The sequence below is a fragment of the Flavobacterium sp. GW821-FHT11G01 genome (genome assembly GCF_058808175.1).
This window is the reverse complement of sequence record NZ_JBXARK010000003.1, coordinates 137,216-162,219: the sequence shown is the minus strand read 5'-3', so window position 1 is coordinate 162,219 and position 25,004 is coordinate 137,216. Positions and strand designations below refer to the sequence as shown.

Annotated in this window: 28 protein-coding genes; 11 read left to right on the top strand and 17 right to left on the bottom strand. The window is 32.8% G+C overall.

Annotated elements, in window-relative coordinates; genetic code table 11:
* Positions 1-11: 11 nt before the first annotated feature.
* Together rsmH and mraZ are read right to left on the bottom strand one after the other, a co-directional pair.
* Positions 12-920 carry a 16S rRNA (cytosine(1402)-N(4))-methyltransferase RsmH gene (gene rsmH, locus AC1RRN_RS07790; RefSeq protein ID WP_492966759.1) on the bottom strand — a complete coding sequence of 303 codons (909 nt, stop codon included), beginning with the start codon at positions 918-920 and terminating at the stop codon, positions 12-14.
* Positions 895-1,368 carry a division/cell wall cluster transcriptional repressor MraZ gene (gene mraZ / locus AC1RRN_RS07785; RefSeq protein ID WP_026985666.1) on the bottom strand — a complete coding sequence of 158 codons (474 nt, stop codon included), beginning with the start codon at positions 1,366-1,368 and terminating at the stop codon, positions 895-897. Before mraZ ends, rsmH begins: the two co-directional genes overlap by 26 nt.
* A 378-nt stretch (positions 1,369-1,746) precedes the next feature.
* On the opposite strand from mraZ, the gene AC1RRN_RS07780 reads away from it, so the two are divergent.
* The 3 genes from AC1RRN_RS07780 to AC1RRN_RS07770 all read left to right on the top strand — a co-directional run bounded on the left by AC1RRN_RS07780 (position 1,747) and on the right by AC1RRN_RS07770 (position 3,951).
* Positions 1,747-2,511 (top strand): alpha/beta fold hydrolase, encoded by a 765-nt coding sequence (locus tag AC1RRN_RS07780; RefSeq protein ID WP_492966758.1) that lies wholly within the window; start codon positions 1,747-1,749, stop codon positions 2,509-2,511.
* Positions 2,512-2,552: 41 nt separating this feature from the next.
* Positions 2,553-3,173: a ribosome biogenesis GTP-binding protein YihA/YsxC gene (yihA, locus tag AC1RRN_RS07775; RefSeq protein WP_056194695.1), complete on the top strand. Its 621-nt coding sequence runs from the start codon at positions 2,553-2,555 to the stop codon at positions 3,171-3,173.
* Positions 3,174-3,390: 217 nt separating this feature from the next.
* Entirely contained in the window at positions 3,391-3,951 is a 561-nt protein-coding gene (locus AC1RRN_RS07770) for a hypothetical protein (RefSeq protein WP_492966757.1), read from the top strand.
* 80 nt (positions 3,952-4,031) lie between these two features.
* Here AC1RRN_RS07770 and gldC read toward each other — a convergent pair whose 3' ends face one another.
* Both gldC and gldB read right to left on the bottom strand, forming a co-directional pair.
* A complete protein-coding gene (gene gldC, locus AC1RRN_RS07765; RefSeq protein ID WP_492966756.1) occupies positions 4,032-4,370 on the bottom strand; it encodes a gliding motility protein GldC in 339 nt (112 codons plus the stop codon).
* On the bottom strand, positions 4,370-5,326 hold the full coding sequence (gene gldB, locus AC1RRN_RS07760; protein WP_492966755.1) for a gliding motility lipoprotein GldB: 957 nt from the start codon (positions 5,324-5,326) through the stop codon (positions 4,370-4,372). The genes gldC and gldB overlap by 1 nt, the downstream gene beginning before the upstream one ends.
* 98 nt (positions 5,327-5,424) lie before the next feature.
* On the opposite strand from gldB, the gene nadE reads away from it, so the two are divergent.
* Together nadE and AC1RRN_RS07750 are read left to right on the top strand one after the other, a co-directional pair.
* A complete protein-coding gene (gene nadE, locus AC1RRN_RS07755; RefSeq protein WP_492966754.1) occupies positions 5,425-6,231 on the top strand; it encodes an NAD(+) synthase in 807 nt (268 codons plus the stop codon).
* A 96-nt stretch (positions 6,232-6,327) separates the two neighbouring features.
* Positions 6,328-6,957: a response regulator transcription factor gene (locus tag AC1RRN_RS07750; protein ID WP_026730588.1), complete on the top strand. Its 630-nt coding sequence runs from the start codon at positions 6,328-6,330 to the stop codon at positions 6,955-6,957.
* Here the strand turns inward: AC1RRN_RS07750 and dnaG are convergent.
* The 4 genes from dnaG to AC1RRN_RS07730 form a co-directional block, all read right to left on the bottom strand.
* Positions 6,954-9,014 carry a DNA primase gene (gene dnaG, locus AC1RRN_RS07745; protein WP_492966951.1) on the bottom strand — a complete coding sequence of 687 codons (2,061 nt, stop codon included), beginning with the start codon at positions 9,012-9,014 and terminating at the stop codon, positions 6,954-6,956. The genes AC1RRN_RS07750 and dnaG overlap by 4 nt on opposite strands.
* Before the next feature lie 130 nt (positions 9,015-9,144).
* Positions 9,145-10,194 carry a F0F1 ATP synthase subunit B family protein gene (locus AC1RRN_RS07740; protein WP_492966753.1) on the bottom strand — a complete coding sequence of 350 codons (1,050 nt, stop codon included), beginning with the start codon at positions 10,192-10,194 and terminating at the stop codon, positions 9,145-9,147.
* A gap of 174 nt (positions 10,195-10,368) precedes the next feature.
* The gene (locus tag AC1RRN_RS07735) at positions 10,369-11,091 is read right to left on the bottom strand and encodes a hypothetical protein (RefSeq protein ID WP_492966752.1); all 723 of its coding nucleotides are present in this window, start codon (positions 11,089-11,091) and stop codon (positions 10,369-10,371) included.
* On the bottom strand, positions 11,078-11,638 hold the full coding sequence (locus AC1RRN_RS07730; protein ID WP_492966751.1) for an RNA polymerase sigma factor: 561 nt from the start codon (positions 11,636-11,638) through the stop codon (positions 11,078-11,080). Before AC1RRN_RS07730 ends, AC1RRN_RS07735 begins: the two co-directional genes overlap by 14 nt.
* Before the next feature lie 177 nt (positions 11,639-11,815).
* On the opposite strand from AC1RRN_RS07730, the gene AC1RRN_RS07725 reads away from it, so the two are divergent.
* Positions 11,816-12,490, top strand: coding sequence for a hypothetical protein (locus AC1RRN_RS07725; RefSeq protein WP_492966750.1), 675 nt, complete (start codon positions 11,816-11,818; stop codon positions 12,488-12,490).
* 35 nt (positions 12,491-12,525) lie between these two features.
* Here AC1RRN_RS07725 and AC1RRN_RS07720 read toward each other — a convergent pair whose 3' ends face one another.
* Positions 12,526-13,503 (bottom strand): polyprenyl synthetase family protein, encoded by a 978-nt coding sequence (locus AC1RRN_RS07720; RefSeq protein ID WP_492966749.1) that lies wholly within the window; start codon positions 13,501-13,503, stop codon positions 12,526-12,528.
* 161 nt (positions 13,504-13,664) lie between these two features.
* Between AC1RRN_RS07720 and AC1RRN_RS07715 the strand changes: the two genes are divergently transcribed.
* Positions 13,665-14,525, top strand: a complete 861-nt coding sequence (locus AC1RRN_RS07715; protein ID WP_492966748.1) for a hypothetical protein — start codon at positions 13,665-13,667, stop codon at positions 14,523-14,525.
* Between the two features lie 143 nt (positions 14,526-14,668).
* Here the strand turns inward: AC1RRN_RS07715 and rlmN are convergent, their stop codons facing one another.
* Entirely contained in the window at positions 14,669-15,718 is a 1,050-nt protein-coding gene (rlmN, locus tag AC1RRN_RS07710; protein WP_492966747.1) for a dual-specificity RNA methyltransferase RlmN, read from the bottom strand.
* 210 nt (positions 15,719-15,928) lie between these two features.
* On the opposite strand from rlmN, the gene AC1RRN_RS07705 reads away from it, so the two are divergent.
* The 3 genes from AC1RRN_RS07705 (at position 15,929) to AC1RRN_RS07695 (ending at position 17,845) form a co-directional block, all read left to right on the top strand.
* Positions 15,929-16,294 carry a hypothetical protein gene (locus tag AC1RRN_RS07705; RefSeq protein WP_492966746.1) on the top strand — a complete coding sequence of 122 codons (366 nt, stop codon included), beginning with the start codon at positions 15,929-15,931 and terminating at the stop codon, positions 16,292-16,294.
* A gap of 111 nt (positions 16,295-16,405) precedes the next feature.
* The gene (locus tag AC1RRN_RS07700; protein WP_492966745.1) at positions 16,406-17,047 is read left to right on the top strand and encodes an O-methyltransferase; all 642 of its coding nucleotides are present in this window, start codon (positions 16,406-16,408) and stop codon (positions 17,045-17,047) included.
* A gap of 81 nt (positions 17,048-17,128) precedes the next feature.
* Positions 17,129-17,845, top strand: a complete 717-nt coding sequence (locus tag AC1RRN_RS07695) for a phytanoyl-CoA dioxygenase family protein (RefSeq protein WP_492966744.1) — start codon at positions 17,129-17,131, stop codon at positions 17,843-17,845.
* A 78-nt stretch (positions 17,846-17,923) separates the two neighbouring features.
* Here the strand turns inward: AC1RRN_RS07695 and AC1RRN_RS07690 are convergent, their stop codons facing one another.
* From AC1RRN_RS07690 to AC1RRN_RS07660, 7 genes are all read right to left on the bottom strand, one after another.
* Positions 17,924-18,487 (bottom strand): phosphatase PAP2 family protein, encoded by a 564-nt coding sequence (locus AC1RRN_RS07690; RefSeq protein ID WP_492966743.1) that lies wholly within the window; start codon positions 18,485-18,487, stop codon positions 17,924-17,926.
* Positions 18,488-18,489: 2 nt separating this feature from the next.
* Positions 18,490-18,849, bottom strand: a complete 360-nt coding sequence (locus AC1RRN_RS07685) for a Sec-independent protein translocase subunit TatA/TatB (RefSeq protein ID WP_056194644.1) — start codon at positions 18,847-18,849, stop codon at positions 18,490-18,492.
* 106 nt (positions 18,850-18,955) lie between these two features.
* Positions 18,956-21,199 carry a M1 family metallopeptidase gene (locus AC1RRN_RS07680; RefSeq protein ID WP_492966742.1) on the bottom strand — a complete coding sequence of 748 codons (2,244 nt, stop codon included), beginning with the start codon at positions 21,197-21,199 and terminating at the stop codon, positions 18,956-18,958.
* A 66-nt stretch (positions 21,200-21,265) separates the two neighbouring features.
* Positions 21,266-21,772 (bottom strand): DUF6702 family protein, encoded by a 507-nt coding sequence (locus AC1RRN_RS07675; RefSeq protein ID WP_492966741.1) that lies wholly within the window; start codon positions 21,770-21,772, stop codon positions 21,266-21,268.
* Positions 21,762-22,523, bottom strand: coding sequence for a BamP family beta-barrel-assembly machinery protein (gene bamP / locus AC1RRN_RS07670; protein WP_492966740.1), 762 nt, complete (start codon positions 22,521-22,523; stop codon positions 21,762-21,764). Before bamP ends, AC1RRN_RS07675 begins: the two co-directional genes overlap by 11 nt.
* Entirely contained in the window at positions 22,513-23,238 is a 726-nt protein-coding gene (locus AC1RRN_RS07665) for a carboxypeptidase-like regulatory domain-containing protein (RefSeq protein WP_492966739.1), read from the bottom strand. The genes bamP and AC1RRN_RS07665 overlap by 11 nt, the downstream gene beginning before the upstream one ends.
* The gene (locus AC1RRN_RS07660; RefSeq protein ID WP_492966738.1) at positions 23,225-23,992 is read right to left on the bottom strand and encodes a carboxypeptidase-like regulatory domain-containing protein; all 768 of its coding nucleotides are present in this window, start codon (positions 23,990-23,992) and stop codon (positions 23,225-23,227) included. The genes AC1RRN_RS07665 and AC1RRN_RS07660 overlap by 14 nt, the downstream gene beginning before the upstream one ends.
* A 162-nt stretch (positions 23,993-24,154) precedes the next feature.
* Here AC1RRN_RS07660 and pepE point away from each other — a divergent pair, with 162 nt between their 5' ends.
* Positions 24,155-24,862 carry a dipeptidase PepE gene (pepE, locus tag AC1RRN_RS07655; RefSeq protein ID WP_492966737.1) on the top strand — a complete coding sequence of 236 codons (708 nt, stop codon included), beginning with the start codon at positions 24,155-24,157 and terminating at the stop codon, positions 24,860-24,862.
* Positions 24,863-25,004 lie beyond the last annotated feature (142 nt).

The following is a 25,004-nucleotide window of genomic DNA, read 5'->3' as shown; positions in this document are numbered from 1 at the left end:
ATACCTTTATATTATATCTTTTCAGCAATTCTCAATTTTGCACTTCTTGCTCTATTGTTGATTTTTATTTCAGCGTCATCCGGAACAATCAATTTTCCGATAGTTTTAAATGGAACTGAAAAGTTTCCATAAAAATCACGTTCCGGTTCTCCTTCAAACATTCCGTTTTTAATGAATCTTTTAACCAATCTGTCTTCTAAAGAATGATAAGAGATCACTGAAAATCTTCCACCCGGATTTAAAATCTCTAATGACTGCTCAATAAACTCTTTCAAAACATCCATTTCCTGATTTACCTCAATTCGAATCGCCTGATAAATCTGAGCCAGTATTTTATTTTTAACTCTTTCAGGTAAATATTTTGCCAAAACCACTTTTAATTCATCTGTAGTTTTGATTGGATATTTTTCTCTTGCTTCTACAATTGTTCTTGCTAAGACTGGTGCGTTTTTCAACTCCCCATAATCAAAAAAAACACGACGCAAATCCTGTTCTTCATATTCATTAACCACCCGATAAGCATTTAAATCATTTTTTTGACTCATCCGCATATCTAATTCGGCATCAAATCTTGTTGAAAAACCCCTTTCCGGAACATCAAACTGATGTGATGAAACTCCTAAATCTGCCAAAATTCCATCGACACTTTTTACTCCGTGAAAACGTAAAAACCTTTTTATAAATCTAAAGTTCTCATTAATTAAGGTAAACCTTTCATCCGGTAATGCATTTGCAAGCGCATCTTCATCCTGATCAAAAGCAAATAATTTACCGTTTGGCCCTAATCGTCTCAAAATTTCTTTTGAATGCCCACCACCTCCAAATGTAACATCTACATAAATGCCGTCAGGTTTAATATTTAAACCATCAACTGTAGGATGAAGTAAAACCGGATTATGATATTCCATTGTCGTCGTCATTAATATTTCCCATTACTTCTTCGGCTAAATCTGCAAAATCCATATCTTCGCCGCTTATTGATTTTTCATATAAATCTTTATCCCAAATTTCCACAATATTAACCGCAGATGAAAAAACCACATCTTTAGCAATACCTGAAAATGCCACTAAATCTTTTGGCACCAACAATCTTCCTAATGCATCAATTTCTACCATTTTAACTCCGGCAGTAAATCTTCGAATGAAATCATTGTTCTTTTTTACAAAACGATTCAGCTTGTTGATTTTTTGCATCATCAGGTTCCATTCTTCCATTGGATACAATTCTAAACACGGTTGAAAAACAGAGCGCTTCAAAACGAATCCGTCCTGAAGAGAAGAAGCCAATTGCTTTTTCAAGGGCGCAGGCATCATTAGCCTCCCTTTAGCATCGACTTTACACTCATATGTTCCAACAATTGTGTTCAAGAAAAATCAATTAATATGTTATAGGACAAAAATATAAAAAATTTTACCACATTTTACCACAATATACCACTTTGTTAATAAGTTTAACCACTTTTCTACCACTCCACCTAATTAACAACCAATCAATACCTTAGCTAATTATTACTCAATTTCCAATTACACTAATCAATTGAAAAAAATATGCACCATTTTTCTTAAAAAAATGTCTATTCATCAGGTTTCTTAACATTTGACAATTCCACCAAAAACACCTCTAAAATCTGATTTTTAACCACTTAGATGTTCTACGAAAATTATCTAGTTAAAAAACGGTAGCAAAAATTCATTTTTATTTATTAAACCCTATATTTGTCCAAATTGAAATTGGCATTAAATTAGATGGACAAACACTACAAAAAAGAAGGTAAATACAGCTATTATGAAGCTGGAGAAGGAACTCCTATCGTTATTTTACATGGCTTAATGGGAGGCCTTAGCAACTTTGATGCTGTAGCCGAATATTTCCCAACAAAAGGATACAAAGTTGTCATCCCTGATTTGCCAATATACACTCAAAGCATTTTAAAAACGAACGTAAAAAGCTTTGCAAAATATGTAAAAGACTTCATTACTTTCAAAGGTTTTGATCAGGTAATTTTATTGGGTAATTCATTAGGCGGACACATTGCACTTTATCACACAAAATTATATCCAGAAAAAGTAGCCGGACTTGTAATCACCGGAAGTTCTGGTCTTTACGAAAGCGCTATGGGAGACAGTTACCCAAAAAGAGGAGATTACGAATACATCAAAAAGAAAGCTGAAGATGTATTTTATGATCCTGCAATTGCCACTCCGGAACTTATTGATGAAGTTTACGCAACGGTCAATGACCGCATCAAATTAATTAAAACTTTAACGATTGCCAAGAGCGCAATTCGTCACAATATGGCTAAAGATTTACCAAAAATGACAGTGGAAACCTGTATTATTTGGGGTAAAAATGATGCCGTTACGCCACCAAATGTTGCCGAAGAATTTGATAAATTATTGCCTAATTCAACTTTATATTGGATAGACAAATGTGGACACGCTGCTATGATGGAACATCCTCAGGAATTCAACAAACTTCTTGAAGAATGGCTCGTTAAAAAGAATTTATAGCATCTAACTTTCGACTTTAGGAGGTTTTAAAAACAAAGAACATGAAAATTACAACCGCCGAATTTATTGTCAGCAATTCTGAAGTTGCAAAATGCCCCGCAGAATTTTTGCCGGAATATGCTTTTATCGGAAGATCAAACGTAGGTAAGTCATCGTTGATCAATATGCTTACCAATCATAAAAATTTAGCAAAAACTTCAGGAAGACCTGGAAAAACACAATTAATAAATCACTTTAAAATCAACAATAATTGGTTTTTAGTAGATTTACCGGGTTATGGTTACGCGAAAGTATCCAAAAAGACCAAATCTGTTTTCCAGCAATTTATTACTGATTATTTTGAAACCAGAGAACAATTAGTTTGTGCTTTTGTTTTGATTGATATTCGCCATGAAGCTCAAAATATAGATATTGAATTTATGTCGTATATGGGTGAGAGTGAAATTCCGTTTTGTATTATTTTTACAAAGGCAGACAAAATCAGCAAAACAAAAATTGACTCTCATATTGCAGCATACAAAAAACAAATGTTTGCCAACAACTGGGAAGAAATGCCTCAATATTTTGTAACCTCATCTACGGAATCAACCGGAAAAGAAGAACTTCTATCTTATATTGACGAAGTAAATCAGGAGGTATTTAAAAACAATTCTCAATTTTAAATTTCAATACAAAGAAATAATAAATATAAAAAATCCCAAATTCCAAGCTTACAATTGGAATTTGGGATTTTTATTTTAAAGAAAAATCTTAAAAATATTTTTTTAGTTTATATTTGAAGCAAATCAAGTATAATCTATGAGCAATTTTAAATCGATTAATTTCACACTTTGTTTTGTTTCTTTTTTTATTTTATTTTCCTGCCAATCATCTCATTATATGTTCACCACGGGACAAAGAACCGGAGTTGATTTTACTTCTGGAAAAAAATGGCTTTTAAACGAATTAGATTGTCCCAAAAATTCTAAAGATAAGCTAACCGAAGAATCTTTGGAATTTTTCAAAAAGAGGTTAGGAGACCGAATTTTTTATATTCATGATGTTAATGGATTACTTGTTACAAGAAAAATTAATTTAAATCCTAACAGCATAAAACTAAAAGAACTAAAAGATGGAACTGGCTTTGATTTCTTTATCAATATTTCTACTAAAAAAGACAGAAGCGATTTATCATCGGTAGAGCTTTATCAGGACGAATATTCCACACAAAGAAATGAAGCTTCGGTCACTTTAGAGATATACGATTTAAACTTATGCCAAATTATTTACTCACAAAAAGTTATAGGCATAACAAACAAAGGAAACACAAAATCGATGTGGGAAACCGAAAAATCGAGCAAACTTATAGACAATATAACGCTCTATAAAAATTCAGACAACTTAATGACCGGAGCTTTAAAGCGAATTTTTAAAGATTTAGAAAAAAGATCTGTAAAATAAAAACAGCAAAAAAAATCCCAAATTCCAATTTCAAAGTTTGGAATTTGGGATTTATCCCGAAGCTTGGGGATTAGAAATTTCTATTGCTTTGTAAGTTCCAGTTTTTCTGCAAAATAATCACAGAAATCTTTCATTGTGTCTGACATTTTTTCGTCGTCTGTTGCACGTTTAAAAGTATCTGACATAGCAACTAAAGTTTGGTGAAAGAAAATTTTCATTTCATCAACCGGCATATCTTTTGTCCATAAATCAATACGCATTGTTTCTTTGGCTTTGCTGTCCCAAATAGACAACATAATCGCTTTTGCTTCTTCAGCCTGAACTCCGCCGTCTTGTGCGCTCCAAGTTAATTTTTCCGGAACACGGTTTTCGTCTAATTCTATATTGAATTTAATTTCTGAGTTTATTGTATCTGACATTATTTCTTAGGTTTATATTTTGACTTTTCAAAAATCTCTTTATTATTTGTTTTTAATAATTCCGGCAAAGTAACATTGTTACTCTTCATATACGAACGTACTATTTGCCATCCAATCCATGCCCCAACTCTTCCTGGGGTATCATTATCTATTTCCAGATAAAATTTAGAAAACGGTGCCGGCGTCATAAATCGGGTTGTTAATTTAGGATCATCGCTATACAGCATTTCTTTTTCCAGAAAATAACGCCACATATACGCTTCATTTTCTTCGCACCATTTTATCTGTTCAGGTGTATAACCAATTTTATCAGCATCTGTATATTCTGGTAATAATAAATCTTTTGCATACAATTGTTTTCCTTCAAAAATCATTTGAGAAACTAAATTCCTATCCGGGAAAGCCGGAATATTTCTGTAAGCAAAACTTGAAACTACATCTGGCATAATTTGTTTCTCTTCAAAATTTTGCTTCAAATAATTCGGAAACTCATAAAATTTATGATCTTTTCCTAAATACAATTCCAAAGCTACAATTACCAGACTATCTGCATAAATTGCTTTGGCATTATAATCCATTTCACCAATTACTGTAATTACTTTTGGCGTTTTGGTTTTTGGAAAATAATATTTGACGTGTTGAAAAAGCGAATTAAATTCCTGACGTACAGGCTCAAAATTCGAATATTTTTTCTGCACCTCTTCATATACTTCTCTCCAAATTGGTTCCTGCATTTTTTTAAGCCAAACTGAATCGTCATTGCCTGCCGGAAAAAAGAACGGATACTGTCTTTTTACTTTAGCTAAATCTTCTGGCTTTGTTTCAAAAAACACTTTATCAAAACGTTCTACTTTAATATCAACCGGAATTTCTTCCACTTCTTTTTCGACTTTGCTTTTTTGATCACAAGACAAAAAAAACAGGGACAGAACCACTATAAAGCGATATATTTTCATTTTATTTTAATTAGATTTGTGTTGCATAAATAAATATACATATACTTAAAAAATATTTGTGCAAATATACATCCCTGTATCTTAAAACTTGAACTATTATGGCTAAAAAAAGTACAATTCAGACAGAAAAAGTAAATACCCACATTGTAGATTGGTTAAAAAATTATGCTAACAATGCAAAAGTAAATGGTTTTGTAATTGGAATTTCCGGTGGAGTGGATTCTGCCGTAACTTCAACATTATGTGCCCAAACTGGTTTACAAGTTTTATGTGTTGAAATGCCAATTCACCAAGCCGAAAGTCAGGTTTCGAGAGGAAGAGAACATATTGAACAATTAAAAAAACGCTTTCCAAACGTTTCAAGCACAGAAACTGATTTAACGGCTACTTTTGAAGCTTTTAAAAGCTCCGTTCCAAAAACAGATGACGAGGCTAAGGTGAGTCTGTCTTTAGCTAACACACGCGCTCGTTTAAGAATGACATCTTTATATTATTTAGCCGGTATTCACGGGCTTTTGGTTGCCGGAACCGGAAATAAAGTAGAAGATTTTGGAGTAGGATTTTATACCAAATATGGAGATGGCGGAGTTGATTTGAGTCCAATTGCTGATTTAATGAAATCTGATGTTTATGCTCTGGGAGCGTTTTTAGCAATTCCGCAATCAATTTTAACAGCAGCTCCAACAGATGGACTATTTGGTGATAACAGAACTGATGAAGATCAATTAGGAGCAAGTTATGACGAACTTGAATGGGCCATGTTGGCAGCGGAGTCAGGAAAGACGGCAGCTGACTTCAATGGGAGAGAAAAATCTGTCTTTGAAATTTATAAACGTTTAAACACCAGCAACAAGCACAAAATGGATGCTATACCTGTCTGCATAATACCAAAAACGTTAAAATAAAACTTTTTAACATTTACCTTCGATTAATTACAGAATTTATTTATTAATTTTACAGCTCCAAAAACATGATAAAACAATTCTAAAAAGGTAAAAATTATGATTAAAGTATGTCTTGCAGACAATCATCCTGTGACTCACTTTGGCGTTAAGTCTTATTTTAAAGACCACGATCAAATTTCAATTGTTGCCAATGTAGGCAATTTTTCAATGGTTAGAGATATTCTTCAAACGAAGGAAATTGACATCCTAATTCTAGATTTAGAGTTAGAAGGTCTTTCGAGCATCTTTGAAGTTAAATCAATCCTGAAAAACTTCCCAAAAACAAAAATTGTCATTTTTAGTGACCTCGCTGAACAAATGTATGCTCCAAATGCAATTAAAGCAGGAGTTTCCGGGTATGTACACAAAACTGAAAAACTTGAAACTTTAGGTCTTTCAATTATTAAAGTACATGAAGGAAAAATTATCATCAACGAAACTGTTCGTAAAAACATGGCTCTAATTGCTAAACAAAGCAAAAGCGAACGTTTGTACAGAAAACTGTCAAATCGCGAGATTGAAGTTTTACGTTACTTAAGTGATGGTAAGAAAAACAATGAAATCTCTAAAATCTTAAACCTGAACGAAAAAACGATCAGTACTTACAAATTAAGATTATTGACTAAATTGAATGTTACTAATTTAGTTGACTTAGTTAACAAAGCGAAGACTTTAGAAATTATTTAATGGTATCTCGACATTACTCTTCCGAGTTTTTTCGAGAATGAATTAACTAGTTTTGAGTAATCGACAACCATAGACAAAAGCTCTATATTATCTGAATTATCAGGTTGTATAGAGCTTTTTAATTCTTCTATAATTTTATCTACCAAAAACCAACGCATAGACATAATTGTTTCAGTAACATATTGCGCAATAGTTTCGTGTTTCATCTTTGAAAAAATGTTCTGCCCTTCCCAATTGTGAAGTGCCAATCTTTCATCTTCCATTAAAATATCCGTTACTTCCTGAGCAAAATCAGGCTGCAAACGCATTAAATATTGCTCCAGACTAAATTTTTCATTTTGATGATAGAACGAAATTAAATCTGTAAAAATATCACGAAATAAATTATTTGAAAGCTCTACTTCATCTTCCTGCAAACTCAAATAAATACGCTGATAGACCTTATATTCTCTTCTTTCCGTAACCGTTTCTATTTCGCCTTCTTCATTATTTTTCAGAAGAACATCTTCAAATACTTCCGTTTTATCACCATAAAGCAATAGAATTTCAATCACTTTTCGCTCTAAACGATATAATATATCAACTTTTTCAGCTTGTTGCTGTTGCTGATATTCTGACTCTCCCGGATACCCCTCAGGCGGCCCTGTTCTTGGATCTTCCGGGTCTCCTCCTGAAAAACCAGTATTTGGGTTTTGGTTTCTAAAAACCTGAAAAGGTTTTTGTTCCTGCTTTTGCTTTTTATTGGCTTCTGTAAGATCTTTTTGAATCAACTGCGCTAACGTACTTACCAAAACCTGCTCCGAGATATCCATTATTCGGGCACATTCCTGAGTATAAACTTCACGCTGAATACGATCCGGAATTTTAGAAATACTAACAACCATATCGCGAATCAAATCGGCTTTTTTTATAGGATCGTTTTTAGCCTCTTTCATTAAGAGGGATGCTTTGAACTGTATAAAATCTTTACTATTTTCTTCTAAATAAGCAACTAAATCATCGTGCGAATTTTTTCTGGCAAAACTATCCGGATCTTCTCCGTCAGGAAAACCACAAACTCTTACATTCATTCCTTCCTCCAAAATCAAATCGATTCCACGAATAGAAGCACGAAGTCCTGCAGCGTCACCATCAAAAAGCACCGTAATATTTCTGGTCAGACGATTGATTAATCGAATCTGATCTGGAGTCAGGGCGGTTCCAGAGGACGCCACAACATTCTCAATTCCGGCCTGATGAAACTGAATTACATCGGTATATCCTTCAACTAAATAACAATTATTTTGTTTGGCGATAGATTGCTTGGCCTGAAAAATTCCATAAAGGACTTTACTTTTATGGTAAATATCACTTTCTGGCGAGTTTAAGTACTTCGCCGCTTTTTTATCATTCGTTAAAATACGTCCTCCAAATCCCAAAACACGTCCCGACATACTTTCAATCGGAAACATCACACGTCCTTTAAAACGGTCAAAAGGACGATCTTCTCTCGGAATTGTCAAACCGGTACTTTCTAGAAATTCCAATTTATATCCTTTACCCAAAGCTTCTTTGGTTAAAGCATCCCAGGTTTCTGGAGAATATCCCAAACTAAACTTTTTGATCGTTTCATTTGTAAAACCTCTTTCTTTAAAATACGAAAGTCCAATTGCTTTTCCTTCCTCTGAATTTAAAAGTGTTTTATGAAAATAATCTTTTGCAAATTCTGAAACCAGATACATACTTTCGCGAATATCTGTATTTGCTTTTTCAGCATCTGTTTGTTCCGTTTCTTCAATCTCAATATTGTATTTTTTGGCTAAATACCGAATGGCTTCCGGATAAGTAAATTGAGAATGCTCCATCAAAAATTTAACCGAGTTCCCTCCTTTTCCTGTACTAAAATCTTTCCAGATTCCTTTTGCAGGCGACACCATGAACGATGGAGAGCGCTCATCTGAGAACGGACTCAAACCTTTAAAATTACTTCCGGCACGTTTTAAATTAACAAAATCACCAATAACCTCCTCTACACGAGCAGTTTCAAAAACAGAATCAATTGTACTTTGTGAGATCAAAACGTAAAATATTTTTAAAGTTGAGAGCTTGTAAAAATACACAAATCCATCCTGAAATTTGTCGATTATTTTCATAAAAAAAGCGCCTCTATCAAAGCGCTTTTTCCACTAACTAAACTCAAACTTTATCTTAGTTTAAATCGAAACGTAATCCCAGGGAGATATTTTTTTCATCCACTAAATTATCCTGAAACAATGGATTCAAATCGTATTTTAAATACAAACTCAAAGCTTTGTAACCTACATAAGAACTTAATCCGTAGATGAAATTATTTACATTATAATCTCCTTTAATTGTCGTTTTATAATCTAAATCGTCCTGATCGTATTTTAGGATTTGTTTTGATTTTACGTTGATTCCTGCATAACCTCCAATTCCGAAACGGAAGCTTTCATGTGTTCTAAAATACGTTTTTCCGTTACTTACTTTAGGTTTTGTAAAATCAAATTCTAAGTGAACCGGCAATACAATATATACGTTTCGAAAACGAGATTCATCCAGATTTATAGCATTTACTTCTAAATTTGTTTGTTCGCCATTGACTACAAAATTGCGATTGTCTGTTGGACGAATGTTATTGTACATTAACGAAAGACCGTATTTAGCATGTAGTAAATTGTCGTTTTTCATTAATCTTGAATTATAAGTAAACCCCCATTCGTAGAAATGCGAACCTATAAAACTATAATTTGAATCCTGAAGTTTTCCGTCAACCATCATATTATTCAAACCTGTAGCAAAAACAAATTGTGAAGTTGTTCTTCTTTCACCTCGAATCGAATCTTTGCATTTTTTATTATTCCAGTCATTTTTATCCCAGTAAATAACAACCTTACCTTTCTTTGTCGAATCCTGTTCTTTGATTTTTCCGTCTACTTTTTGCTGAACCAAATCGTTCAATTCGTTTTGGGCTAAAGTCACTTTTTCTTCGATTATTACTGCTCTGGCTTCGGCTAATTCTTTTTTACGTTTGTCTGCTTGTTCCTGTGTAATTTTCCCTTCAGATAATTGCACATTTACAGCTTCAACTTCTTGTTTTAAAGTTTCTTTTTCTTCTTTGGTAACTTTCTCGATTTTATTGGCAATTTTCTTTGCTCTCGATTCAAAAGTTTCCTGACCTAAAACCTTACTTACAAATAAGAAAATTAGGATTACGAGATGAATTGTAATGTTTTTCATGATTGATTTTTTAAATTGATTGTTGATTGATGATTTTTAATTGTGAATGGTGAATTGTGAATGCTTTATTCCTTTTCCGTCGGGTTAAAACCCCACGCTACAATATGGATCGTTACTCCGGAAATAAAAATCTATATTATATTTCTTGTCTCTTTACTCTTGCTTCTTTGTTCTTTATTCCTGTTGATTTCTGTTTGCCAAAGCCACTTTTACCGTTTGGTAATTTTTATTGACTTTCGTTATTACTTTCTCTCTGAACGAAAGTTCTAATTCGCCGTCAACCTGATTTAGTAAATCATTTGCATTAACTCTTACTTTTGATTTTGGCTTAGCCGAATTTTCTGCAACAACTGTTTTTTCGGCTGAATTAAGCAATTGAACTACAGTTGAGTTTTTAGGATTTTCAACAACTGAAGTTTGATTGTTGATTGATTGTTTTTCGGGATTGTTTTTGATGATGATTGAAGACTCCGCTATTTGATTTGATTCATTTTTAATGGTTTTATTTGTGTTTTGATTACGATTTATCTTTTTTACAATTGAAAATTTTGTTGAAGTCTGAGTTGTATCTTTTTCAGAAACAGCAATTTCCGTTTTAACTGAATCTATTGCATTCAATGCCGGTTTTACTACAGAATCTTTTTTAATGTTTTCTTCAAATACAACTGAATCTTTAGGGTTTTCGATTGCTTTTTTCTGATTAAAGAAGAAAGTTCCAACCAACAAGAATCCAACAACACTTGCTGCGATATACAACCACTTGTTTTTCTTTTTTGGTTTTTTATTTTCAGCAACACTCAACATGGCGTCTAATCGATCCCAGGCTTTATTGCTTGGTTCAATTTTGCGTTCGTTTAGTTTTTCACGGAAATCCTTTTCAAAATTATTCGGTTCCATTATCTTGTTTTTTTAAAATAGTAATTTGTGTTTGCAGCATTTTTCTGGCGTGCGATAATTGCGATTTCGATGTTCCTTCATTAATTCCTAACATCTTTGCAATTTCATTGTGTTTATAACCTTCAATGGCGTATAAATTGAAAACCATTTTATAGCCATCCGGTAAAGCATCAATTAAAAACTGAATCTGATCTATTGAAAACTGACTGTCAATTGCATTAAAACTTTCTTCAATAAAAAATTCATCTTCAGCAAATTTTACTTTTTTCTGAACTCTTAAATAAGAAATACATTCGTTGATCATAATTCGGCGAATCCATCCTTCAAAACTTCCTTTGTGTTCAAATTTGTTTAAGTTGGTAAACACTTTCATGAAAGCTGTTATCATTACATCTTCTGCCAATTGAATGTCTTTTATATATTGTCGACAAACACTTAACATTTTCGAAGAAAACCGACTGTAAATTTGCTGTTGCGCCTGTCGATTGTTCTCGACGGCCAACTTTATAATTTCGGTTTCTTCTTGATGTAAATGAATAATTTTCATTTATAAGCTTTTGGTTTTTGGTTTTAGAAACAGACTTCTATTAGCATAGACGATTGTCGATTCGAAATGGTTGCATGAGAATTAAAAAAATCTGATAAAAATATTTTCAAGGCTAAAAAACACTATTTTAGCTACAAATAATTTATTCTAAATGGCTTTAGAAACTAATGAAAAATCATGCTAAACAAATATAGTTTTATAATTTTTATTCTTCTAACCATAAACATTGCCCAATCTCAAGTTAACCCTAACGAGGTTTTTGTAAATGGCTACACAAAAGATAATGGTACTGTAGTTGCTCCTCATTACAGAACCGCCCCAAACAGCACTAATATTGATAATTTTTCTACTCTTCCAAATATCAACCCACATACATTAGAACCTGGATATATTTTACCAGATTCCAAATTGAATAATATTAATTCAGAGACATATATACCTGACTATACAAATTACTATTCAAATCAAAATGAATTAAAAACTGATTATTCATATGAAAACGAAAGAATAGTAGAAAAAATAAGAGATTTAGAATATCAGTATAATTCTCAAAAATCATCATACGAAGTACTTGATTCAAATGATCCATATTACTACAATCAAAACACTATAGAAGATCTTGATTATAACACTTCCATAATAGATTCTAGTGCTGCATCGATTGATTCAAGTTTAGTTATTAAAACATCATCTTTTGAAAGTTCTCAAATCATTATTCCAGATAATAATTATGACAACAAGAAAACTAATTTTACTAATAACATTATTAAACAAGAATCTGATATTTCAAACTTCGCAAAAATCTGTGCAATCGTTTTTATAATATTAATTTTAAAGAAAATACTTGCATAAGCGGATCAATAAAGCCTTTGAGATTGACTTAATCCTTATTTTTTTCTTTCAATAACGTAGTTCACCATTAAAATAAGGGCATCTTTAAACTCAGAATCTTCGAAATTTTGAAGTAACGAAAGAGCTTCTTGTTGGAATTCTATCATTTTGTTTTCGGCGTAAGCCAAACCATTATTATCTTTTACAAAAGCAATAACTTCTTTAACACGCTTTTTGTCTTTGTTGTGGTTTTTGATGGAGTTTATCAGCCACTTTTTTTCTTGCGGAGTACAAGTATTTAAAACATGAATTAAAGGCAAAGTCATTTTTTGCTCTTTAATATCGATTCCGGTTGGTTTACCGATTGCTTCTTCACTATAATCAAATAAATCATCTTTAATTTGAAAAGCCATTCCGATAAGCTCACCAAACTTTCGCATATTCTCCACCTGAATATCATCTTCAATTACCGATTTTGCACCAAGCGCACAACAAGCCGCAATAAGTGTAGCGGTCTTTTTTCGGATGATTTCGTAATAAACGTCTTCGGTAATATCAAGTCTTCTGGCTTTTTCTATCTGAAGTAATTCGCCTTCACTCATTTCACGAACGGCAACTGAAATGATTCGGAGTAAATCGAAATCACCATTATCTATCGAAAGCAACAATCCCTTAGACAATAAATAATCTCCAACCAAAACAGCAATTTTATTTTTCCACAGTGCATTGATTGAAAAAAATCCGCGACGGCGATTACTATCGTCCACAACATCATCATGAACCAAAGTTGCGGTATGAATTAATTCAATTACAGAAGCTCCGCGATATGTTCTTTCGTTTACAATGCCTCCGGAAACCATTTTTGCTGTCAGAAAAACAAACATCGGACGCATTTGTTTTCCTTTTCGATTTACGATATAATACGTGATACGGTTCAGCAATGCCACCTTTGAGGTCATCGATTCATGGAACTTTGTTTCAAAAAGTTCCATCTCGTTAAAAATGGGCTGTTTTATTTGAGAAGTAATATTCATTTCGATTCCAAATATACTATTTTAAATAAAAATACGTTATCTATTTTAAGTTAGTATATCAACAAATGTGTACTAATTTAAAAAATCACCAAAAAAACATAATCTGATTAAAGCCTAATTTGAATTCATTATTTAAAAGTAAATCACGAAATCGAATTATTATGAAAACAAAATTTTTATTTATTGGAACATTAGTGGCTTTATCTTTTTTTATCAGCTGTAACTCTGATGAAAAAACAAATGACGGATCATCTGCAGCAATTACAAAAGATGAAATAGTTACAAATTCTAAAATTGACGCCTCAATCGATGATGTAACAAATATTGCTGAAGATCAATTTAGCGCACAACAAAATGTAACGAGTAAACCTAGCGGTCCGATAAAAAATTTCCTTCCGAGTTGTGCTACAATAACAACAGTTTTAACTAATAATACCTGGACCAGAACTGTCGATTTTGGAGTTGAAGGCTGTACATTGGAAAACGGAAATACAGTAAAAGGAAAAATGGTTATTTCTTTTTCTAATGATTTTTCGGCTTCAACACAGACTATTAGTTATACTTTTGATGGATTTTATCACAACGGCAAAAAACTTCAAGGTAGTAAAAGCATAGTACGAACTGTAAAAACAACTGATTTATTAGCGACAGCACATCCTGTTTTAACAGCCGCAATTGACCTGACGATTACTTTTGATGACGGAGGTGTTTATACCAGAAAAGGCTCTTTAGTTAAAGAAATGGTAGAAGGTTATGATACCTGGTTCAATTGGGAAGATAACGCCTATTTGGTAACCGGAAGCGGCACCACTACTTTCCCAAATGGAGATACATTTTCAGCAGAAATTACAACACCTTTACAATTTAAAGCAATATGTAAAAAACCATTTGCTGTAAAAGGAATTGTAACGGTAACTAAAAATGGAGCTTCGGCAGTTATAGATTACGGAGACGGAAGTTGCGATACACTTGCTAAAATTACAAAAGACGGAGTAACGGAAGAAATTGATTTGAAAAAATAAGAATCCTTTTTGCCCAGAAAAAAAGCATTAAGAACAAGAAGATCTCTCGTTTTTAATGCTTTTTTACATTTCAAATGTTTTTATGGAACATCATCGCCATTATCAATATTTTTTTTCTACAGATGAGATATTCCTACGGAATATTACATTTCTGCTTCTTTGTTAGCTAGTTGACCGCAGGCAGCGTCGATATCTTTTCCGCGACTGCGACGTACTTTTACTACTACTCCAATGTTTTCCAAAGCTTTTATGTAAGCCATAATCGATTCTTCTGAGGCTTGTTGAAACTCGCCGTCATCAATTGGGTTATATTCAATTAAATTGACTTTACAAGGCACGTATTTACAGAATTTCACCAAAGCATCAATTGAAGCTTTGTCATCATTAATTCCTTTCCAGACTACATATTCGTATGAAATTTTACTTTTGGTTTTTCTATACCAATATTCTAAAGCCTCTCGTAATTCTGATAAAGGGAAATTTTTACTGAAAGGCATGATTCGCGCACGAATTTCATCAATAGCCGAATGCAACGAAACTGCTAATTTGAATTTTACATCATCATCAGCCATTTTCTTAATCATTTTCGGAATTCCGGAAGTTGACACCATAATTCGTTTTGGCGACATTCCTAAACCTTCTGTTGACGTAACCATATCAATCGCTTTAATGACATTATTATAATTCATTAAAGGCTCTCCCATTCCCATAAAAACAATATTAGAAAGAGGATGATTGTGATATAAACGGCTTTCTTTATCGATTGCTAAAATCTGATCGTAGATTTCCCCTGGCTCCAGATTTCGCATTCTTTTTAATCTTGAAGTTGCGCAGAAATTACAATCTAAACTGCAACCCACCTGACTAGAAACACAAGCTGTTGTTCTGGTATCAGTCGGAATTAAAACCGACTCCACTACTAAACCATCATGAAGACGAACTGCATTTTTTACAGTTCCGTCACTACTGCGCTGCATGGTATCAACCTTAATATGATTGATAACAAAATTATCTTCAAGCATAGCACGTGTTGTTTTAGCAACATTCGTCATATCCTCAAAACTGTGTGCTCCTTTGCTCCATAACCATTCATAGACCTGATTTCCACGAAAAGCTTTGTCATTATTTGCGACAAAAAAATCTCGTAATTGATCTTTTGATAAGGCTCTTATGTCTTTTTTCTCGATTTGCATGGTGCAAAGTTACTAAGTATTTATGGAAACCTCTTAATTCTGAAAAAACTTTAGGAGTAAACTTTATAAATTATAAATTTTGGCACGAGAATTGTCTTCCAATCAAAAGGAAAATAATCTTACAAAGCGCGCAATCATTTTAAAATTTGTATCTTTATTTTTCAGCTTTATAACCTTTAAATTTTATAACCTAAAAAAAATTGATTCATTATGAAAAAACAAATTTTAAGCTTAGCTGTAGTTGCTTTGTTAGCATTCGCTGTTCAATCTTGCGAGAAGAAAGAACCAAAACCAGGAGAAGATGAATTAACTCTTGGAAACAAAGTTGACACCTTGACTACAGATATTGAACAGGCAAAGGATAGCGCTGTAATTAAAGCTGAAAATGCTGCTGCAAATGCAAAAGAAGCTTCTGAAAATGCTGCTCAGGATGTAAAAGACGCTACAACCAAAGCTGCACAAGATGTAAAAGAAGCTACTAAAAAAGCTGCAGACAAGGCAGAAGCCGCTGCTAAAGCTGCTAAAGACGGAACAGTAAAAACTGCTAAAGACGTTAATGAAGCATTGAAAAAATAATTGCTAAAAAAATTAAGACTGAAACCATCCACTTAAAGGGATGGTTTTTTTATGCAAAAAAGTAAGCGGATATTTTTTGTATTTTTGTTTCAAATTAGAAGATACTAAAAGATGCATTTTATTTCACAAGACTTAGAAGATTATATCGAACAACATTCTGAAAACGAACCAGAATTGTTAGCAAAACTTAATAAAGAAACGTACCAGAAAATTCTTTTGCCAAGAATGTTGAGTGGCCATTTTCAGGGTCGTGTTTTGAGTATGTTATCTAAATTAATTCGTCCTGTAAATATTTTGGAAATTGGTACTTATACTGGTTATGCGGCTTTGTGTCTATGTGAAGGAATGCAGGAAAACGGAGAATTGCATACAATAGATATTAAAGAAGAATTAATCGATTTTCAACGCAAATATTTTGACGCTTCACCTTGGGGAAAACAAATTTTTCAGCATTTAGGAGAAGCCATTGATATTATCCCTACTTTGGATGTGAAGTTCGATTTGGTTTTTATCGATGCCGATAAAGAAAACTACTTAAATTATTGGGAAATGATTGTTCCGAAGATGAATAAAGGCGGCATTATTTTATCTGACAATGTTTTATGGAGCGGCAAAATTTTGGAGCCTGTTCACCCGAATGATCTTAGTACGAAAGTGCTTTTAGAATATAATTTACTTTTGAAAAATGATCCCAGAGTGGAGACGGTTTTATTGCCGATTCGTGATGGGTTGACAGTAAGTAGGGTGCTTTAAAAAAAGTTACTAAAACTCTAAGACACTAAGGTTCTAAGTTTTTTTTTTAGAATATGTCATTATATAAAATTTGATCTCAAAATGAATTTGTTAAACGAAATAAATACTGAAGGTTTTACAATTATAAATAAAGTTTATAGTGAAAATGAAATCGAAAAATTGATTTCGTTAATTGAGAATAATACCGAAAATAAAGCAGACACTTCTACTTATAGAAAATCTCAGGATTTATTTGCTATCAGGCAATTTCATAAAGAAGTTCCTGAAACTTTGCCTTATATCTTCAATAAAAATCTACAAGATATTATTCAATCTAATTTTGGAGAAGGTTACTTTATAACTAAATCCATTTATTTTGATAAACCGGAAAAATCAAATTGGTTTGTAGCTTATCATCAGGATTTAACAATTTCAGTTGATCAGAAAATTGAGATTGAAGACTTCGAAAACTGGACTATAAAACAAAATCAGTTTGCAGTTCAGCCTCCAAAGGAAATTCTGGAAAATAATTTCACCATCAGAATTCATCTTGATACTACCACAAAAGATAATGGAGCTTTAAAAGTCATAAATAATTCGCATTCAAAAGGAATCTTTAGAGTTGAAAACCTGGAAATTGAAAATGAAACTATTTGTGAAGTCGAAAAAGGCGGAATTATGATCATGAAACCTTTACTGTTTCATGCGTCAAACAAAACTACCAATAACGAAAGACGACGAGTTATTCATATTGAATTTAGCAATCAGGAACTTCCTTACGGATTAGAATGGAGCGAGAAAACAATTCTTGAAAACTAAAAACCTTCTTTTGAAAATAAGTGCTTTAATAAAAAAACTTAGAATCTTAGTTCCTTAGAAACTTAGCACCTTTATAAATTATCCCGGAAAATATTGTGGTTTTAATTTTCGGTAAACCAAATAAAGTAAAGATCCGAAAAGTGCTCCGAAGAAATATCCCGTAAGAATATCTCCAGGGTAATGCAAACCTAAATAAATTCGGCTGTAAGCGAAGATTAACGGCCATAGAAACAAGAATCCTAAATACTTGAAGTGGCGTTTTAAAATCAAATATAAAAAGGTTGCAACAGCCATTGTATTAGCCGCATGGCCTGAGAAAAAACTAAAGGATTTACGAACCTGAACAACACGAATAAATGAATTTATTTCGGGATTATTACATGGACGTAAACGTTCAAAAGTATGTTTGAATAAATTAGTCATCTGATCTGTAAAAGCAATCAATACTGCAATGAAAAGAAGAATATACAAGGTTTGCTTTCCACCTATTTTTTTATAAATAAGAAAAAACAGGAATAAAAAAAATGGCGTCCAATACAATTGATTGGTAATAATCAACCAAAGTTTATCGTATGTTTCAGAACCCAGACCATTAAGATACACAAAGAGATTGGTATCTAATTCTTGTATTTTTTCAAGCATAATTACATTTGGCGTTTTACAGGTCCGGAGATTGAATCGATGTCTTCTTTTACTTTGTCTATTTCTGTTGCAGTATCACCTAATAAATTACCTGATAAACTGGTAGTATCACCTAAAAGGTTCGATTTTGCATCGTTAATCTGGGCATTAATATTTCCTGTGATATCCGTCAAAGATTTTGTATCAAGACCATTAGCCTCAGCTCCTTTTTGAATTTCACTTTTAATGTCGTTGGTTGCGTTTTTTAATTGCGCCATCGCTTTTCCCATTGTACGAGCAATTTCAGGCACTTTATCAGAACCAAAAAGCATTAATACTATAAACAGTATAAAAACTAATTCTCCTCCTCCTATACCAAACATATCTTTTATTTTTGTGTGCCACAAAGATATTAAATTTTGTAGCCGACTGTTTTAAAATTTACTTAAAAAAAAAGACTCTTTTCGAGAGTCTTTTTTAGTTTTATCTTTAATCAAATTTTGATTTTTCTTCTACTTTTGGCCACGAGTTATTGGTTACATCAATATCAGCGGTCATTAATTTTGGATCTATCTGAATGCTTTTGATTGCTTTTTCAGTTGCATAAACCTTCTTAGCCGTATCATTATTTTTTCTCCAGATTTGAGCCGGATACTGGAAGTTTTGTTTTGAACCATCTTCGTAAGTGATCTCAACCAAAATTGGCATGATCATGCCACCCGGTTTATTAAACTCAACTTCGTAGAAATATTTAGGTGATTTTAAACCTGCTTTTTCTTCAGCCGTAAAACTTTGATTTACATAATCTGCTAATAATTTTACGTCATCTACTTTCAATGCTTTTTTCTTTGAGGCATTAACTTCTGCATTATCGCTTGCTACTAGGTAAACGAATGGACCTTTGTCTAATCCAAAACGTCCTTTTCTAACTTTTACATCTTTTAAATCAGCGGTTGGAGTATCCGAAACATAATATTGTTTTACTTCCTTAATTCCGATATCTACAAAATCAGTTGAGTAAAACCATCCTCTGAAAAACCAATCCAAATCTACGGCAGAAGCATCTTCCATAGTTCTGAAGAAATCTTCAGGAGTCGGGTGTTTAAACTTCCATCTGTTTGCATAAGTTCTGAATGCATAATCAAACAATTCTCTTCCCATAACTACTTCTCTCAGGATGTTAAGACCTGTAGCTGGTTTTCCGTAAGCGTTGTTACCAAATTGTGCAATCGTTTCAGAGTTAGACATAATTGGCTCTAAAAACTTTTGATCTCCACTCATGTAAGGAACAATATTTTTTGCCGGTCCGCGTCTTGAAGGGAAGTTTGGATCTAATTCCTGCTCTGCCAAATATTCTAAAAATGAATTCAAACCTTCATCCATCCACGTCCACTGACGCTCATCTGAGTTTACAATCATCGGGAAAAAAGTGTGTCCTACTTCGTGAATTACAACACCAATCATTCCATTTTTAACTTCTTTACTTGTCACCCCGTTTTCATCTGGGCGACCAAAATTCCAACAAATCATTGGATATTCCATTCCCTGATCTTCAGCCGAAACTGAAACTGCTTTTGGATAAGGGTAATCAAAAGTATGAGAAGAATAACTTTTTAAAGTATGAGCCACTGTCATTGTAGAAGTTTCTCCCCAAAGCGGATTTGCTTCTTTAGGATAAACAGATTCTGCCATAACGATTTTACCACCCAATTTTACAGCCATTGCATCATAAATGAATTTTCTTGAAGATGCAATACCGAAATCACGTACGTTTTTAGCACTAAATTTCCATGTTTTTTTCTTTTCAGAGAAACCTTTTTCAGCCGCTTCAGCTTCCGCCTGTGTAACAATTACAACTGGTTTGTCAAATGATTTTTGAGCTTGTTCGTAACGTTTTACCTGTTCTGCTGTAAAAACTTCGGCTCTGTTTGTTAATTCTCCTGTTGCGTCAATAACGTGATCAGCAGGAACTGTAATATTTACATCGAAGTTTCCAAAAGGAAGAGCAAACTCTCCGCTTCCCCAGAATTGCATATTTTGCCATCCTTCAACATCGTTGTAAACTGCCATTCTTGGATAGAATTGCGCAATTACATATAATTTATTTCCGTCTTTTTCGAATAATTCATAACCTGAACGTCCGCCTTCTTTTCTATAATTATTGATATTATACCACCATTTTATAGCCAATGAAATTTTTTCACCTGGTTTTAAAGGAGTTGCCAAATTAATACGCATCATCGTTTCGTTAATGGTATATGACATTGCGTTTCCTTTTGCATCTTTTACTTGATCGATGTTAAAACCACGCTCCAAATCTTTTTTCAAATATTTACTAGAAAAACCATCTAATGGCAATACCTGATTTATTTTTTCACTCTCAGCCAATGGCGCCTGAGTATTTGCTTTAGCCTGATTCTGATCTAACTGAATCCATAGATATTCTAAACTATCCGGAGAATTGTTTGAATACGTAATCACCTCAGATCCTGTCAATTTTGAATTTTTATCGTCTAATTCGATATCAATTTTATAATCTGCCTGTTGTTGGTAATACGCCGGACCAGGTGCTCCGGAGGCAGTACGAAACATATTTGGTGTTGCCAGCAAATCATACATTTGACTAAATTTGTTGGTATCGTACTTACCTTGTTGTTTTGGGGCAACTGTGGTATTTTTTTCCTGAGCCATTAACAAGGCAGGAAAAATTAATAATAATGAAAGTTTTTTCATAAAATGTAATAGGTAATTTTATCAGGGTGTGAAAATAACAATTAAAATGATAATTTAATCCATTCATTAATACTTTAACACTTCTTTCCTTGATGATTCTGTAAAAAGAACACTCTTTTTAGTACCGAAAGCTGAAATATGTGTAATGTTTTGCTGTTCAGCATTCCAATCTACTAAAATGGTGTTTGAAATCTCAAGCGTTTTAAATTTATCGACATCTTTTATTCGGGAATAACAAACCAATACATCACCAGCCTCAATTTCTTTAGATAAAAAAGCAATTTGTTTTGGCTGACCGTTTATTTTTATTGTGAAATTTTCTGAAAGATACTTTTTAAATAATTCTAAATCTTCAGGCGTTTCTTTTTCTGTTCCGACAAAGGTTTTTTTATGGTATTTCTTCTCCATTCCGTTATTTAAATCGTCAATAAAAATACGGGATGTAATTTGAATCATTTTCTTTTCAGCTGCGTAATTGACCTGAAAAACGCCCATGTAAAATTTGTGAAAAGCAAATGAGGATAACGATAAAAATAATACCCCAATTAAGGGGTAGATTAATTTATTTTTCATTTTTGGAAACAGTAATATTCTTAAAATCTTTATTCTTGTTAATCATGAAATCGATTAACTGAAATTTATCATCTGGTTTTAAATATCGCTTAGATTCTGGGTCATTAGAACAATACATTAAAAACAGTTCTATTTCATCATCTTTTAAATTCAATGTTTTATTAAAAAAATCTGGCGTAAAATTATCTCTGGCATACGCTGTAAAGGCAATATCACTTATAACCTCTTCCTGAACATCATCATTTTTACGCAAAAGCTTTTTAACATCCTTAAATATTCGAACAAAATCGGTTCCATATTTAATTGTCTGATCAGAATACATTACAGTATTTTTTGCTGTTGATTGTTTATCATCCTCAAACTGCATATCAACTATTTTCTGAGAACTACCTCCAAGTGTTTTATCCTGAAAATCTTTATGAACCAAAACTTCTTTAAGCTGATTATTTACTAAATCTAAAGGAACAGTAAACAGAATTTGCGAACAATCTTTTTCGGTCAAAACAATCTTTTTAGACTGAAATGCCATTCCCGTAAATACCAAAGTATCTTTTGGCTTTGCCATAATATCAAACAATCCACCAGAACCAATAAAAGTTCTGACATTGGCATTTATATTCATTACATACCCACTTTCAATAGCAAGTGAGGCGTTGGTCACTTGTCCGTGTAATGACTTCCTTGTTGCATTCTGTCCGAATGAGATTTGACAAAACAGGCACAAAACGAGTATTCTTAGGCTATTTTTCATTTTCGAGGATTTTAAGATATTTTCTGGCTAATTCGGTGATTAAAAACATACTCATTGTTTTGTTTTTACTATTCAAAGATACGGCAAATTCAGAATCTTCTACACAATATAATTGAAATCCTTTAATATCTTCTAGTGAAATCCTTAATCTTTCGGTGTAATAATTGTCATCAAAAAGATATTCCAGTTTCCTGAAAAGCATTTCCTTTTTCTCTACATTCACTTCTTTTTTTAGCATCGCCGTGCGTCCGGAAATCCCATTAATTATTTTATCTACCGAAGTAGATTTTGCTGTGTATAGCTTTCTTTCAGCAGGCGTATATGTCTTTTGACCATAAGGAACAATTCCGAGATTTTCAGCCGTAATACCTGCGTTATCATTCACAACAACCTCTTTCAGCTCGATTTGTTTTGCAGTCATTTTTATCTTAAGTGTAGGCGAAGTCAAATCTTCTGCAGTAATTCTAAGTTTTAGTGGTTCCAGATTAACAGAAGAAAAAACCAAAACATCTCCTTCTTTCGCTACAATAGAAAACATTCCGTTTTCATCTGAAACGGCAGTAATTTGCGTATTATTGTTAATAATATTCACCCCTTCAACAGAAGACGATTGCTCAAATACCTGTCCCATAATTTCTTTGGCACCAGAAGCTTGTCCCAATGAAATTTGAGCTATTAATAAAAATAGAATTAATAAAGTATTATTTGTTCTCACTTGCTAATATTTCCTTGTATTTCACAGCCAATTCAGCTAATAAGAATTCTGTTGAAGTTTTATTTTTAGAATTTAAAATGACCGTAAACTTATCATTCTCTACGGCATAATATTCGAAGCCTTTTACATATTCATTGGGTATTTTTAATCGATTCACAAAATGATCAAGACTGAACATATTCTCTAAAAGCTTCATAAAAAATTCCTTTTTTTCTACAACCAATTCCTTTTTAAGCATTTTTGTTCTTCCTGATAAAAAATTCAAAAAAGGGTCCGCAGAAATTGAACCTCCAGCCATTCCGCTCGCACTTGCTGTTGCGTCTAAGGCCGTAGCAGTACGTAATTTTCTTTCACTTTCTGTATATGTTTTTTGATTTCCCTGAACAATTCCTAAAGCCACGGCATTGATATTATCATATCGTTTTATAATTACTTCCTGCAATTGATGCATTACCAAACTGAGTTTTACAGTAAAATTAAGATCTGTAAAATTTTCACTGGTTAACAAAACCCTATTTTCTTTGAATTGAATAGAAGAAAAAACAAGTGTATCTCCAGGTTTAGCCAGAATAGAAAAAGATCCATCAGCAGTTGTAGTTACCATAACTTCAGTTTGTGCATTTACCACATAAACACCTTCCAAATCATTTGTATTCGAAACGATTTTGCCGTTTATAATAGCACGATCCTGATCTTGAGACCAAGCAGTGTGACTCAAAACAACAACCAAAACACATAAAACTTTGTTGATCAAAATGAAAAAATTAAAATTACCGTTAAAAGTGTAAAAATATCTTAATGTGTTCCAAAATTAGTATTAACGGCTTGGTAAAAATATGTTAATTAAACTCTGATTTTCTCGTCTCAAAAAAGAGTTTTTAATACCTTTAACCTTCACAATTTGAGTATATAATTTATGAAAAGCATTATTATTGCCAGCACCTCTACCCTTCACGAGGGCAATTATTTAGAGTATTTATTGCCTAGTTTACAAGTACATTTTAAAAACTGCAAAAGCATTTTATTTATTCCATTCGCTCGTCCCGGCGGAATTTCACATAACGATTATACCGAAAAGGTGTCGCAGGCATTTACAACCATTAACATTTCTGTAAAGGGAATTCATGAGTTTGAAAACCCTGAAAATGCCATAAAAAATGCAGAAGGAATATTTACCGGTGGAGGAAATACTTTTTTATTAGTTACTCAATTATACAAACACAATATCATGCAGCTTCTTTCTGAAACTGTTAAAAACGGAACTCCTTATTTAGGAACCAGCGCAGGAAGTAATATTTGTGGTTTATCAATGCAAACAACGAATGATATGCCAATTGTTTATCCACCAAGTTTTCAAACTTTAGGATTGATTCCTTTCAATCTGAATCCACATTATTTAGATCCGGATTTGCAATCGAAACACATGGGCGAAACCCGCGAAACCAGAATTAAGGAATTCCATGCTTTTAATTCCATTCCCGTTTTAGGCTTAAGAGAAGGAAGCTGGCTTGAGGTAAAAGGAGAAAAAATCACTTTAAAAGGAAACCTGACGGCACGTTTATTCAAACAAAACCAAAGCCCGACAGAATTGGAAACTGAAAGTGATTTGAGCAACTTAAAATAAAATTTCCCAATTTTTTAAATCCCAAATTCCAATTTTAAAAACATTTTTATACAAAGATTGGAATTTGGGATTTAAAAAATTGGGATTTAATTCGGTCTAAAAACAAAAAATCCCCAAACAAATTGCTTGAGGATTTTGAAGA

Bases quoted from the DNA above. Each gene is read 5' to 3' on its own strand.
- rsmH (WP_492966759.1), bottom strand. From the start codon at position 920: ATGACGACGACAATGGAATATCATAATCCGGTTTTACTTCATCCTACA.
- AC1RRN_RS07780 (WP_492966758.1), top strand. From the start codon at position 1,747: ATGGACAAACACTACAAAAAAGAAGGTAAATACAGCTATTATGAAGCT.
- yihA (WP_056194695.1), top strand. From the start codon at position 2,553: ATGAAAATTACAACCGCCGAATTTATTGTCAGCAATTCTGAAGTTGCA.
- AC1RRN_RS07770 (WP_492966757.1), top strand. From the start codon at position 3,391: ATGTTCACCACGGGACAAAGAACCGGAGTTGATTTTACTTCTGGAAAA.
- gldC (WP_492966756.1), bottom strand. From the start codon at position 4,370: ATGTCAGATACAATAAACTCAGAAATTAAATTCAATATAGAATTAGAC.
- gldB (WP_492966755.1), bottom strand. From the start codon at position 5,326: ATGAAAATATATCGCTTTATAGTGGTTCTGTCCCTGTTTTTTTTGTCT.
- nadE (WP_492966754.1), top strand. From the start codon at position 5,425: ATGGCTAAAAAAAGTACAATTCAGACAGAAAAAGTAAATACCCACATT.
- AC1RRN_RS07750 (WP_026730588.1), top strand. From the start codon at position 6,328: ATGATTAAAGTATGTCTTGCAGACAATCATCCTGTGACTCACTTTGGC.
- AC1RRN_RS07740 (WP_492966753.1), bottom strand. From the start codon at position 10,194: ATGAAAAACATTACAATTCATCTCGTAATCCTAATTTTCTTATTTGTA.
- AC1RRN_RS07735 (WP_492966752.1), bottom strand. From the start codon at position 11,091: ATGGAACCGAATAATTTTGAAAAGGATTTCCGTGAAAAACTAAACGAA.
- AC1RRN_RS07730 (WP_492966751.1), bottom strand. From the start codon at position 11,638: ATGAAAATTATTCATTTACATCAAGAAGAAACCGAAATTATAAAGTTG.
- AC1RRN_RS07725 (WP_492966750.1), top strand. From the start codon at position 11,816: ATGCTAAACAAATATAGTTTTATAATTTTTATTCTTCTAACCATAAAC.
- AC1RRN_RS07720 (WP_492966749.1), bottom strand. From the start codon at position 13,503: ATGAATATTACTTCTCAAATAAAACAGCCCATTTTTAACGAGATGGAA.
- AC1RRN_RS07715 (WP_492966748.1), top strand. From the start codon at position 13,665: ATGAAAACAAAATTTTTATTTATTGGAACATTAGTGGCTTTATCTTTT.
- rlmN (WP_492966747.1), bottom strand. From the start codon at position 15,718: ATGCAAATCGAGAAAAAAGACATAAGAGCCTTATCAAAAGATCAATTA.
- AC1RRN_RS07705 (WP_492966746.1), top strand. From the start codon at position 15,929: ATGAAAAAACAAATTTTAAGCTTAGCTGTAGTTGCTTTGTTAGCATTC.
- AC1RRN_RS07700 (WP_492966745.1), top strand. From the start codon at position 16,406: ATGCATTTTATTTCACAAGACTTAGAAGATTATATCGAACAACATTCT.
- AC1RRN_RS07695 (WP_492966744.1), top strand. From the start codon at position 17,129: ATGAATTTGTTAAACGAAATAAATACTGAAGGTTTTACAATTATAAAT.
- AC1RRN_RS07690 (WP_492966743.1), bottom strand. From the start codon at position 18,487: ATGCTTGAAAAAATACAAGAATTAGATACCAATCTCTTTGTGTATCTT.
- AC1RRN_RS07685 (WP_056194644.1), bottom strand. From the start codon at position 18,849: ATGTTTGGTATAGGAGGAGGAGAATTAGTTTTTATACTGTTTATAGTA.
- AC1RRN_RS07680 (WP_492966742.1), bottom strand. From the start codon at position 21,199: ATGAAAAAACTTTCATTATTATTAATTTTTCCTGCCTTGTTAATGGCT.
- AC1RRN_RS07675 (WP_492966741.1), bottom strand. From the start codon at position 21,772: ATGAAAAATAAATTAATCTACCCCTTAATTGGGGTATTATTTTTATCG.
- bamP (WP_492966740.1), bottom strand. From the start codon at position 22,523: ATGAAAAATAGCCTAAGAATACTCGTTTTGTGCCTGTTTTGTCAAATC.
- pepE (WP_492966737.1), top strand. From the start codon at position 24,155: ATGAAAAGCATTATTATTGCCAGCACCTCTACCCTTCACGAGGGCAAT.